The organism is Bradyrhizobium sp. HKCCYLRH3061, assembly GCF_051168015.1.
Classification (GTDB): Bacteria; Pseudomonadota; Alphaproteobacteria; order Rhizobiales; family Xanthobacteraceae; genus Bradyrhizobium.
In genome coordinates, this window is the sequence record NZ_JBNPUE010000010.1 from 17755 (window position 1) to 29846 (window position 12092).

Annotated in this window: 12 protein-coding genes; 4 read left to right on the plus strand and 8 right to left on the minus strand. The window is 66.2% G+C overall.

What is annotated here, in order from left to right:
• The first annotated feature begins 4 nt into the window (after window positions 1-4).
• A complete protein-coding gene (locus tag ACQR2C_RS17405; RefSeq protein ID WP_315805706.1) occupies window positions 5-295 on the plus strand; it encodes a hypothetical protein in 291 nt (96 codons plus the stop codon).
• Window positions 296-356: 61 nt separating this feature from the next.
• The gene (locus ACQR2C_RS17410; RefSeq protein ID WP_434881700.1) at window positions 357-1685 is read left to right on the plus strand and encodes an LLM class flavin-dependent oxidoreductase; all 1329 of its coding nucleotides are present in this window, start codon (window positions 357-359) and stop codon (window positions 1683-1685) included.
• Between the two features lie 108 nt (window positions 1686-1793).
• Here ACQR2C_RS17410 and ACQR2C_RS17415 read toward each other — a convergent pair whose 3' ends face one another.
• The 7 genes from ACQR2C_RS17415 to ACQR2C_RS17445 all read right to left on the minus strand — a co-directional run bounded on the left by ACQR2C_RS17415 (window position 1794) and on the right by ACQR2C_RS17445 (window position 8309).
• Window positions 1794-2963, minus strand: coding sequence for a mandelate racemase/muconate lactonizing enzyme family protein (locus ACQR2C_RS17415; protein WP_434881701.1), 1170 nt, complete (start codon window positions 2961-2963; stop codon window positions 1794-1796).
• 34 nt (window positions 2964-2997) lie between these two features.
• Entirely contained in the window at window positions 2998-3705 is a 708-nt protein-coding gene (locus tag ACQR2C_RS17420; protein WP_434881702.1) for an SDR family NAD(P)-dependent oxidoreductase, read from the minus strand.
• Window positions 3702-4772: an ABC transporter substrate-binding protein gene (locus ACQR2C_RS17425; protein WP_434874378.1), complete on the minus strand. Its 1071-nt coding sequence runs from the start codon at window positions 4770-4772 to the stop codon at window positions 3702-3704. The genes ACQR2C_RS17420 and ACQR2C_RS17425 overlap by 4 nt, the downstream gene beginning before the upstream one ends.
• Window positions 4773-4793: 21 nt before the next feature.
• Window positions 4794-5633, minus strand: coding sequence for an ABC transporter permease (locus tag ACQR2C_RS17430; RefSeq protein ID WP_316218854.1), 840 nt, complete (start codon window positions 5631-5633; stop codon window positions 4794-4796).
• On the minus strand, window positions 5626-6453 hold the full coding sequence (locus ACQR2C_RS17435; protein ID WP_315805700.1) for an ABC transporter ATP-binding protein: 828 nt from the start codon (window positions 6451-6453) through the stop codon (window positions 5626-5628). Before ACQR2C_RS17435 ends, ACQR2C_RS17430 begins: the two co-directional genes overlap by 8 nt.
• 70 nt (window positions 6454-6523) lie before the next feature.
• Window positions 6524-7468 (minus strand): dihydrodipicolinate synthase family protein, encoded by a 945-nt coding sequence (locus ACQR2C_RS17440; protein ID WP_315805699.1) that lies wholly within the window; start codon window positions 7466-7468, stop codon window positions 6524-6526.
• A gap of 25 nt (window positions 7469-7493) precedes the next feature.
• Complete coding sequence (locus ACQR2C_RS17445; RefSeq protein ID WP_315805698.1) at window positions 7494-8309, minus strand: IclR family transcriptional regulator; 816 nt, start codon at window positions 8307-8309, stop codon at window positions 7494-7496.
• A 219-nt stretch (window positions 8310-8528) separates the two neighbouring features.
• On the opposite strand from ACQR2C_RS17445, the gene greA reads away from it, so the two are divergent.
• A complete protein-coding gene (greA, locus tag ACQR2C_RS17450; protein ID WP_434881703.1) occupies window positions 8529-9011 on the plus strand; it encodes a transcription elongation factor GreA in 483 nt (160 codons plus the stop codon).
• Window positions 9012-9040: 29 nt separating this feature from the next.
• Window positions 9041-9505 carry a metallophosphoesterase family protein gene (locus ACQR2C_RS17455; protein WP_316181256.1) on the plus strand — a complete coding sequence of 155 codons (465 nt, stop codon included), beginning with the start codon at window positions 9041-9043 and terminating at the stop codon, window positions 9503-9505.
• A gap of 57 nt (window positions 9506-9562) precedes the next feature.
• On the opposite strand, the gene ACQR2C_RS17460 is transcribed toward ACQR2C_RS17455, so the two are convergent.
• The gene (locus tag ACQR2C_RS17460; RefSeq protein WP_316181255.1) at window positions 9563-11911 is read right to left on the minus strand and encodes a phosphocholine-specific phospholipase C; all 2349 of its coding nucleotides are present in this window, start codon (window positions 11909-11911) and stop codon (window positions 9563-9565) included.
• Window positions 11912-12092: the final 181 nt, after the last annotated feature.

A 12092-nucleotide genomic window follows, 5' to 3' on the forward strand; every position in this document is an offset into this window, starting at 1 on the left:
AACCATGTACGTCCTGATCACCATCGTCGGCATTCTCGTCACCCTGTTCTTCCTCGCTGGATTCTGGCGCGGCCTGCAGAACGCCATCGCCGAATATCGCAGCGGCGCCGCCGAGCCGACCGACGTGCCCGACTATGGCTATGGCGGGCTGGCAGCGATCTCGGTGATCGCGTCCGCCGTCATCATTGCCGGCGTCGGCTTCACCCCCGCGATGATCTATGCCGGCCCGCTGCTTGCGCTGGTGACGGCGGCTGGATGCGGGCTCGCCTTCTTCGTCGAGCAGAAGAGCGCCTGATCACCGACCACCCGAAGTTCATGACGGACTGGACGAGTTCCGGACGCAAGGAGAGCATTGCATGACGACGACCACGAGGAAGAAGGCTCATCTTCTGGGATTCATCCAGCACGGCGTGAACAGTCACGCCACCGGAATGTGGCGCCACGTCAGGGACAAGATCGGCTGGGATTTCGCCCGGCCGGAATACTGGCAGCACATGGCCCGCACGATGGAACGCGGGATGTTCGATGCCATGTTCATCGCCGATGAGCTCGCGCCCTACAACACACACGAGGACAGCTCCGACGCGATCGTGAAATGGGCTGTGCAGTGCCCGACCCACGAGCCGTCGACGATCGTGCCGATCATCACCACCGCGACCAAGCATCTCGGCGTCGGCGTCACCCTGTCGACGGCGTTCGAGCATCCCTATTCGATGTGCCGCAGGCTCTCGAGCCTCGATCACCTCTCGGGCGGCCGCGTCGCCTGGAACATCGTGTCGTCCTACTCCAAGAGCGAATGGGATGCCTATGGTCACACCATGACCGAGCGCAGCGGCCGCTACGACCGGCTCGAGGAATACATGGAGGTCTGCTACCAGCTGTGGGATTCCTGGGAGCCGGATGCGATCATCGCCGACAAGGTGTCCGGCATCTATGCTGATCCCGCCAAGATCAAGGTCGTGAACCACGAGGGCAAGTACTACAAGTGCCATGGCCGGCATTTTTGCGCGCCCTCCCCGCAGGGACGGCCGGTGCTATGGCAGGCCGGCTCATCCAACCAGGGCCGCGACTTCGCCGCCAAGCATGCCGAGGCGATCTTCGCCGTGCATCCGAACGTCGACCGCATGAGGCAATATGCCGGCGATCTGAACGAGCGGCTCGCCGGCAAGTTCGATCGCAAGCCGGGTTCGGTGAAGCTGATCTACGGCCTGCAGACCGTGGTCGCGGAAACACGCTCGGAGGCGCAGGAGAAGTACGCGCGAATCAAGGAGTGCATTCCGCCGGAGGGCGCGCTGGCCTGGATGTCCGGCCATTTCGGGCTGGATTTCTCCAAGTTCGACGGCAATGCCATCGTGCAGAACATCGAGGTGCCGGGCATTCAGGGTCTGTTCGAGTCGATCATCTACGCCAAGGGCGGCGCGCCGGTGACGGTGAAGGAGGCGGCGATGATCTACGCGCAGGGCATGGGCATGCCGGTCGCGGTCGGCACCGCCAAGGACATCGCCGACCAGATCGAGCACTACATGGATGACGGCGGCGCCGACGGCTTCATGCTGGCGGCGACCTACACGCCCGGCTGCTTCGAGGAGTTCGCCGATCTCGTCGTTCCCGAGTTGCAGCGGCGCGGCCGGTTCAGGACGCGATATACGGGCACGACCTTGCGGGAGAATCTGCTGGAGGATTGAGTCTGGTGAGCCCCGCCGCCGGGCCGCCCTTCGAGATGCCAGCTTCCGTCATGCTGAAGAGTGCGGCTTGCGGCGCGTCTCGAAGGCCCCTGCTCAACGGCGCGCGGCTCAAGCGCTCAGCGCGCGCATCTCCGCATGCAGATCCGACTTGCCCTCGAAGCCGATGCCGGGGAGTTCGGGCATCGTGATGTGGCCGTCGATGACGTCAACGCCGTCGGGGAAGCCGCCATAGGGCTGGAACAGGTCGGGATAGCTCTCATTGCCGCCGAGGCCGAGGCCGGCGGCGATGTTGAGCGACATCTGGTGGCCGCCATGCGGGATGCAACGCGACGGCGACCAGCCGTAGGTCCTGAGCACGTCGAGCGTGCGCAGATATTCGCACAGGCCGTAGGACAGCGCGCAGTCGAACTGCAGCCAGTCGCGGTCCGGACGCATGCCGCCATAGCGGATCAGGTTGCGGGCGTCCTGGTGGCTGAACAGGTTCTCGCCGGTCGCCATCGGGCCGGGATAGAAATCGGCGAGCGTCGCCTGCAGATGATAGTCGAGCGGATCGCCCGCCTCCTCGTACCAGAACAGCGGATAGTCGCGCAGCATCTTGGCGTAGGCGATCGCTGTCTCCAGGTCGAAGCGGCCGTTGGCGTCGACGGCGAGCTGGTTGCTCGGACCGATCTCGTCGAGCACGGCCTCGATGCGCTGGCGATCCTCCTCGATCGGCGCGCCGCCGATCTTCATCTTGACGACGTTGTAGCCGCGCTCGAGATAGCCGCGCATCTCCCGGCGCAGCGCCGAGAGATCCTTGCCGGGATAGTAATAGCCGCCGGCGGCGTAGACGAACACGCGCGGATCGGCCTTGCGGTTGTGGCGCTCCGCGAGCAGACGGAACAGCGGCTTGTCGGCGATCTTGGCAACAGCGTCCCAGATCGCCATGTCCAACGTGCCGACCGCGACCGAGCGCTCGCCGTGACCGCCGGGCTTCTCGTTCATCATCATCGCCGTCCAGGCCCTGTCCGGATCGATGTTGTCCTTGGTGGCATCGAGCAGCGAGGCGGGATCCGCCTCGAGGAGTCGCGCGCGAAACCGCTCGCGAATCAGGCCCCCCTGGCCGTAGCGGCCGTTGGAGTTGAAGCCGTAGCCGACCACGGGATGCCCGTTGCGCTCGACATTGGTGATGACCGCAACGAGGCTCGACGTCATCTTGGTGAAATCGATATAGGCATTGCGGATCGGCGATGAGATCGGCTTCGTCACCTCGCGGACGTCGACGATACGAACGGTCATGGTCAATCTCCTGATCGTGGTCGCGAGCGCCGCGTCAGAGCGAGGCGCCGGCGCAGATGGTGATGGTCTGTCCGGTGATGGCAGCCGCTTCCGGCGACAGCAGGAAGGCGGTGAGCGCGGCCACTTCGCCTGGATCGACGTACCGGCCCATCGGCGGCAGCACCGGCGCGGTGCCGGCGCGGCTGCGGTCGCGCAGGAACGGCGTGTCCGTGGCGGCTGGCGCGATGACGTTGACGGTGACTTGGCGCGGCGCCAGCTCGATCGCCCAGGAGCGCGCGAGGCCGGTGAGTGCCGCCTTGGTCGCGGCGTACTGGCTGCGGCCGGCCGCGCCGTTGGCGGTGCGGCTGCCGATCAGCACGACCCGCCCGCCCTCGCGCATATCAGGCGCCAGCGCGTTGGCCAACGCTTCAGCCGCGCCGACATGGACGCGCCACATGCCCTCACTGTCGTCAGGTGCGAGCTCGCCGAGCCGGCCGACCCGCATGTAGCCTGCGGCATGGACGAGCGCGGTGACCGTACCAACCTCAGCCAGGACCTCGATGAGCACAGGCGGGTCCGACAGATCAGCCTGCAAGCTCGCAAAACGCGGATGCGACAGCGCCGAGGCTGCACGGTCGATGCCGGTTACGCGCCAGCCGCCGGCAAGCAGGCGCTCGGCAACCGCGCGGCCGATGCCGGAGCTGGCTCCGGTCACCACGGCAAGGCCGCGATCGGTGCTGCTGTCGTGGCTCTCCACCGTCATCCCTTGTACGCAGCCGCCTCGGCCTTCACCTTCACGGCGTCGAAATTGTTGATCTTGTCGATCAGCTCGTTGGTGTAGAGCGCATTGTAGTCCTTGATGTCCAGCCCGTTCATCGCGGCCTCGGTGCGGAACTCCTGCTCGTTGATCGCGCCCATCTTCGTATCGGCATAGGGCGGCGCGTAGAGCTTGATCCGGCGGCTGATCGACTGCAGCACGGCCTTGACCGCCGCGTCCTCGCTGGCACCGCGCGGCGCCGTCTCCGGGTACATCTTGAGAAAGGCCCTGGCGCCGGCGGTCGGATTGGCGAGCAGGAATTGCGACGCCTTGCACACCGAGCGGCCAAAGCCAACCAGGAGATCCCTATCCTTCTCGAACGTCTGCGGCATCGCCATCAGGAACTGACCGCCGACCATCGGGATCGTGGTCGGACGCGGCAGATAGGCCAGCTCGATGCCAGCCGCCTCGATCTGGCCGAAGCCCGTATCGAAATAGGCGAGCGCATCGATCACGCCGCGCTGCAGGGCGACGCCCGCCGGCGTGCCGTTGCCGACCGCGACCCAGCTCACATCCTTGTCCGGATCGAGGCCGAGCGCCTTCAGCACGTTCTTGGTCACCGGATATTCGGTGGCGCCGAAGTCGGACACGCCGATCTTCTTGCCCTTGAGGTCCGTGTAGCTCTTGAGCGCGGAGCCGGGCGGGACGGCGATGTCCCATTTGTACGGATAGGTATATTGATAGAACAGTTTCGCGCCACCCCATTCGCGCTTGGCGAGCAGCGGCAGCGCCGTCGACGGCACGCCGACGCCGATGGTGACGGAGCCGCGGTCGGTCGCGACCTGGACGTTGGCATTGGTGCCGAGCGCCTGGACATCGAGCGAGAACCCTTCCTGCGCGTTGTAGCCGAGCGCCTCGCCGATCACGCAATTGATGATGGTGGCGTTGAGCGCCTTGAGCCCGACACCGAAGCGAATCTTCTTGGCGTCCGCCGCCATCAGGCCGGCCGGGGCGCCGCTCACCAGCAGCGCCGCGCTGGCGCTGCTCTTCAGGAATGACCTGCGCGAAACCATCCTACGTTCCTCCCTGCTGTCCTATTTTTTCCGATTGGCGCCCCAGTGCACGACCTTGGCCTCGCACCAGCGCACGATCCCGTGCAGCACGATGCCGAGCACGCCGAGAATGATCAGCGCGGCGAACACGCCGGCGACATCGGAGACGGCTTGCGCCTGGGTGATGACCACCCCCATGCCGCGCTGAGCGCCCAAGAACTCGGCGACGATCGCGCCGAGCAGCGCGTACACCACCGCCATGTCGAGGCCAGCGAAGATGAAGGGCGCGGCGTTGGGCAGCTTGACGATGCGATAGGTCTCGAGCCGCGACGCCGACAGCGAGCGCATCAGGTCGACGCGCTCCGGCTCTACGGCGCGCAGCCCGGTGAAGCTGTTGATCAGCACCGGGAAGAACGACAGCAGCGCCGAGATCGCGATCTTGGAGCCGTCGCCGAAACCGAACCAGATCACGATCAGCGGCGCGATCGCCACCTTTGGCAGGCTCTGCAGCGCGAACGCATAGGGCATCACGAGACGCTCGATCGCCTCGACCTCGGCCATCAGAGAGCCGATGACGAGGCCGAGCCCGACGCCGATGGCGCAGCCGACAGCGGCGTTGCTGAGCGTGCTCCACAGCGGCAGGTAGTAGCCGAGCGGACTGGCCGGGCTGACCGCGAGCCCCGACCAAAGCGCGCGGACCACCGCTTCAGGCTTCGGCAGGATGTAGGACGGGATGTTCAGCAGGTTGACCGCGGCGATCCAGCTCAGGATCAGCACCGCGAGACCGGTCCAGGCGATCGGCGATCCCAGGCTGATGCCGCGGCGTGGACTCGCTGGCTTCTGCGACATGGCTGACACGGCGACGTTGGCAAGATCAGTCATGGCCATGCTCCTGCGCATTGAGCAGCCCGCGGACCTCCCTGGCGAGCCGCGCATAGTCCGGATGCAGCACGATGTCGTCGAACGACCGCGGCCGCGGAATGGGAACGGCGAGATCGGCCAGGATGCGGCCGGGACGCGCCGACATCACGATGACGCGGTCGGCGAGGAAGATGGCTTCCGAGATCGAGTGGGTGATCAGCAGGATGGTCTTGCGGTTCTCCTGCCAGATGCGCTGCAGCTCGAGGTTCAGACGCTCGCGGGTCAGCGCATCGAGCGCGCCGAACGGCTCGTCCATCAGCAGGATCTCGGGATCGCGCGCCAGGGCGCGGCAGATCCCGGCGCGCTGCTGCATGCCGCCGGACAGCTCATAGGGATATTTGTCGCCGAAATCGCCGAGACCGGTGACGGCGAGCAGACGTTCGATGCGATCGCCGGCCGGCGCATGTTTGCCGCCGACGCGCAAGGGCAGCCCGACATTGTCGCGCACCGTCATCCACGGCAGCAGGTTGGCGGCCTGGAACACGACGCCGACCTTGCGCGAGGGACCGGCGACGGGCTCGCCATCGAGCAGCAGCCGGCCATCGCTGTAGCCGTCGAGACCGGCGAGCAGACGCAACAACGTGCTCTTGCCGCAGCCGGACGGGCCGACCACGCACACGAACTCGCCCGGCTTGATATCCAGCGAGACGCGGCTCAACGCATGCACCGCCGCACCGGAGGCCGAGACATAGGTCTTCGAGACCTGGTCGATCGCGATCAGCACATCGTCCGGCGTGTCAGCAGCGCGCCGTTGCGCATCGTCGACATCCATCATCAGCATGAGCGTCCACCCGGTCTCTTGTTTTTATGATCACAGGCAGCGGCCGTCACCGGCCGTCGCCTCTCGTTGCTCAGGCTGCAGCCTGCACCGTCAGCCCGGCCGCGGCCACTGCGGCGCGGATCGCGGCCATCTCCTCGGCGCTCGGCGCATGCGTCGGCGGCCGCACGGTGGCATCGCGGATCACGCCGGCGACCTGCATCGCCGCCTTCATGCGGCCATGCGCCTCTCCGGTCGGCTCGCCGCCGCCATACACCGCGTCCTTCAACGGATCGATCATGGCCTGCAACTTCATCGCCAGCTTGAGATCACCGGCCGTCACCGCGGCGAACAGATCGTAGATGAGATCCGGAATCAGCGAGGCGAAGCCGACCAACGCGCCGTCGACGCCCTGCACCATCGACGCCAGCAGGTATTCGTCGTGGCAGGTCAAGAGCGCCTTGTCCGGGGCCGCCGCGCGGATTGCCTTGAGGTCGCGGGCATATTTGTTCATCTCGCGGGTGCCGATCTTGAACGCCTGGACGTGGTCGAGCCGGGCGAGCTCGGCGAGCAGCTCGGAGGAGAACGAGGCGCGGGTCCAGGCCGGATAGACGTGCACGATCAGCGGCAGCCTGGTCGCATCGCCGATGGCGTTGAAATAGTCCAGGCAGTGCTCGCGCTTGAAGCCGAAGCGCAGCCAGTGATGCGGCGGCATGATGTCGAGCGCGGTGGCGCCGGCCTCCTTGGCCATCAGCGCATGCTCGATGCCGTCCTTGATGCCTTCGCAGACGACGGAGGAGATCGTCGGGCAGATGCCGGTCAGCGCCCTGGCGACGATGCGCGTCACCTCCGCGCGCTCTCTTGCGGTGAGGCTGAACACCTCACCGGTGTGGCCGTTGGTCATGATGCCGACAATGCCGCGGCGCCTGCCGAGCCACGCCGCATAGCGCGTCAGCTCGGCCTCGTCGATCGAGTGATCGGCGTTGAAGGGGACGGCGATCGCCGGGATGATCCCCTTGAAGTTGGTCATGACGTTCATGTCGGACTCCTGATGAGTTCTGGTGTCATCGGCTGGAAACGGTGGCGGTGGCGCCGCCCATGGCTTCGAGCGCGCGCGACAATTGCGCCGCGGCGCGCAGCAGCGGCGCGACGCCGGTGCGCTCGAACTCATCGGCTGACACGCGCATGGTCGGGGCGGCGACGCTGATCGCTGCGAGCGGCACGCCGTCGCGATCGACGACCGGTGCGGCGAGCACGCACAGTCCCGGTGCATTCTCCTGATTCGAGAGCGCGTAGCCGGCGGCCTTCACCTGGCGCAGGCGCTGTAGCAGCGCGTCGAGATCCGTGATCGTGGTTTCGGTGCGCTTGATGCGCGGCTGCGCTTCGAGCACCTCGATCTGCGTCTGCACCGGCAGCAGCGACAGGATCGCCTGGCCGACAGCGGTGGAATAGACCGGCGCGCGGCTGCCGATCCGGACGTCGACGCCGAGCCGGACGAGGCCCGCCTGGATGCGCTCGACATAGACGATGTCGCTGCCGTCGAGCACCGCGAGCGAGGCGGCCTCGTTCATCTCGCCGACCAGGCTGCGCAGGATCGGGCGGGCCTGGTCGCGCAGCTCCGAGCGAGCGATCGCGTTGAAGCCGAGGTCGAGGCATTTCAACGTCAGGCGGAAGCGCCTGGTGTCGCCGACCTTCTCGACATAGCCGAGCATCACGAGGGTGTTGAGCAAGCGGAAGGTGGTGCCCTTGTCGAGCGTCGCGCGGCGCGCGACGTCGGCGAGCACCAATTCGGGCGCGTCGCTCGTGAAGGCGTTCAGCACCTGAAAACCCTTGGCCAGCGACTGCACGACGCTTTTGCCAGCCTTGCTGTCCTCGTCCACGGGGGAGCTCCGCGTTTCCTGCTTGGCGCCGGGCCTTGACGACCCGCATCTTGTCTTGCCATGGTTCGGATTGCGAACTATAGTTCGAATATTAGAACGCGCCCAGCCGCATCTGTCAAGCGCGCTCGCACGCCGTATGCGCACGGCTTGAAATCCGCACAGCCGGCATGATCTCTCCTGGGGGCCGCGATATCTCGCGGCCTTTTTCAGGAGTCCCGCGTGAGCGTCGCATTCACCAAGGAAGAGAGCGCCGAGACGGCGGCCGAGACGCAGCTGCCCGACCGGCCGGTCTCGCCGCATCCGAACCTCGTCACCGACGCCGGCCTCAAGGCGCTGGAGGCGCAGCTGCTTCAGGCGCAGACGGCCTATGAAGCGGCGCAGAAAATCGAGGACGTGAATGAACGGCGGCGGGAGTCGGCGCTGCCGCTGCGCGACGCACGCTACTTTGCAGGGCGTGTGCGGACCGCGCAGGTGATGCCGGCACCGGCCTCGACCGATCAGATCGCGTTCGGCAGCACCGTGACGTTCAAGCGCGGCGACGGCCGCGTGCAGACCTACACTATCGTCGGCGAGGACGAGGCCGATCCGAAGCGCGGCATGATCTCCTACGTCTCACCGGTGGCGCGGCTGCTGATGGGCAAATCGGTCGGCGACGTCGTCGAGGTGACCGGACAAGAGCTGGAGATTCTCACGATCGCCTGAGGCGATGCCCATCACCCCGGCGGGAAACGATGCTCAAGGTTGGAATCATCTCCGACACTCATGGGCTGCTACGACCGGAGGCCGTGCGACGTCTGGCCGGCGTCGACCACATCATCCACGCCGGCGATATCGGCCGCCCCGACATCGTCGAGCAGCTTCGCTCGATCGCGCCGGTGACTGCGATCCGCGGCAACATCGACACGGCAGACTGGGCGAATGCCTATCCTGCGACCGAGACCATCAGGCTCGGCACACGTGCCGTCCATGTCGTGCATGACGTCCACGATCTCGCGATCGATCCTGCAACGGCGTGTATCGACATCATCGTGTCCGGCCATTCGCATCGCGCGGGCGTCGAGACACGCGACGGCGTGCTCTACCTGAATCCGGGCAGCGCAGGACCGCGCCGCTTCAGGCTGCCGATCACGCTGGCGACGCTGGATATCTCCTCAGCCAGCCTGTCGCCCGTGATCCACGACCTCGGCAGCGCCTGACGCAAAGCGAAAGGGCGCCCATGGGCGCCCTCCCCGAACTCAGATGAGATCCATCGATCAGAAGCGATCGGCCAGCGCCATGCCGGGATCGCTGAACGAGGGACGGCCGGTCTCGACGTGGCCAGCGACGCGGCGATAGAAGCTGTCGTCGGTGTCGCTGGTGACGACGAAGTCGTACCACAGGCCGGACTTGCGCAGGTGCCAGTACAGCTCGCCGTGGCGTCCGGGTGCCGACACCTTGACGGTCCACGAGGTCGACGGACCGCCATGGCTCGGCCCCGGGAAGAACGTCGGCGCGCCAAAGCCGAAGCCCGGAGCATCGAAATCGGGCGCCGAGCGGAAGCCGGGCACCGCGCCGAAGCCCACCGGATGGAAGCCGGGCAGCGGACCGAAGCCCGGACATTGCGGCTCCAGCGCGGCCGAGACCGAGGCGGTGACGGCCTGCAATGGCCCGTAGATCTCGTTCGACTTCACCGTGAAGCTCACGCGGGCATGGCCGTCATTGCGCAGCTGCATGTGCAGGCCGCCCTCGAAGACGTTGTAACCGACGAAGATCTCGGGGTTGGCGGCATTCGACGGCCTGACCTTGTCGAGGTCACCCTTGAAGTGACGGTGGAAGCCGTTCGGGCCGAGCACCCAGAGATCATACAGGCCATCGCTGCCGACGCTCCATTCGTCGTCGATCATCTTGCCGGCCTCGACGGTGTAGCGGCGCGGAATGAGATCGAGACGCTGCTTGTCGTAGACGTGGAACACGGCGCCGGCAAAGCCGGTGTTGGCGAACAAGAGCTTCACCTTGCCCGCGGCGGCGTCGACCTTCGCGGTGGCGTGCAGGATGTAGGGCAGCGGGCGCGAATAGCGCGCGCCGCTCTCCTGGAACAGCGGCTGCGGCGTCGCGGGCGCAACCGGCGCCGGCAAGGTCTTCTGATGCGCGTCCGACGCCTGCCAGTTGCTCTGGTCGGGCAGCTCCGGGAAGCGCGGATCGTTGGGGCTGGCGAAATCGAACGCCGAGGTGAGATCGCCGGAGACGGCGCGGTGCCACGGGCTGATCGCCTCGACCTTGATGCCGAAGCGCTTCTCCAGGAAGCGGCCGACCGAGGTGTGGTCGAACACCTGCGAGTTGACCCAGCCGCCCTTGCTCCACGGCGACACCACATACATCGGCACCCGCGCGGACAGACCCCAGGGGCGGATGTTGCCGCTGACCGTGTCGGTCGCGGTCAGCACGTTGCCGACGGTGTTGGAGAAATACTCGCCGTCGAGCGGCAGGGTCGCCTTGCCCATCAGCTTGCCGTTGATGTCGTAGGACGGCACCGCGGGGGCCGGCAGATGATCGAAGAAGCCGTCATTCTCGTCGAAGGTCAGGAAGAAGACGGTCTGGCTCCAGACGTCGGGATTGGCCGTCAGCGCTTCCAGCACCTGGTCGGTAAAATTGCCGGCGCGGGTCGGGCTGCCGCCGCCGGGATGCTCGGAGTTCGCCTGCGTCGGCAGGATCCACGACACCTGCGGCAGGGTGCCGGCCATCACGTCGGCCTTCAGCCGGTCGAGATAGTCCGGACCGCCGGTCAGGCCGTGCACGTAGTTCGGGTCGTTCGGCTGGGCGTGACGGAAGCTCGAGAACGCCAGACAGCCGTGCATTGCGCCGGTCCAGTTGTCGTTCATGTCCTGATAGATGTGCCAGCTCACGCCGGCCTTGTTGAGCAGATCGGGCAGCGTATCCCAGGCGAAGTCGCTGCCGACATATTTGTAGTTGGCCTGCGGCTGCGGCTGGCCGGCGACCCAATTGTGCGGGTTCGGCCAGCAGCGCAGGTTGTTGGGCTCGGAATCGTTGGTGGTGGAGTTGATGCCCTGGGCGCGCAGCGCCGGGTTGAAGTTGGAGCCGGACCAGAACACGATGCGGTTCGGATCGGTGCCGGTGGTGATGGAAGCGTGGTAGGCGTCGCAGATCGTGAACGCTTCGGCGAGGGCGAACTGGAACGGGATGTCGTCGCGGCCGAAATAGCCCATCGCATAGGGCGTCTTGTACTTCGCCCAATAGCCCATCTTGCCCTGATTCCACGCCGCCTGGCTGTCGCCGAAGGAGTGCGGCGTGCCATAGCCGACCAGCGCGTTGGAGGTCGTGGAGTCGCGGTGATAGGGCGGAATCTCGCGGCTGCCGTCGGACTGGAACCAGACCGGCTTGCCGCTCTCGAGCGGGATCGGGAAGCGGTCGCCGAAGCCGCGCACGCCGCGCAGCGTGCCGAAGTAATGGTCGAACGAGCGGTTCTCCTGCATCAGGATGACGATGTGCTTGACGTCCTGAATGGTGCCGGTCCGGCGCCGTGCCGGAATGGCGAGCGCCTGGCGGATGCTGGCGAAGGCAGCCGCCGCCGTGGCGCCTGCCAAGAAATCGCGACGTGTTGTCATGCTGATACGACCTTTTGAAATCCTGAAGACCATCGTCAGGATTGGCGGGGCGAGCCCGGCCTGCTCCTGCGAACGTCCCTGGCGTATCAGCGCGGCTTGACAGCGCTGTGAAATTTTTATTTACGAAATGAGTCTGAATGAGATTTCCTCAGTATCGGGGCGCAGCGTGACGGAATCGACC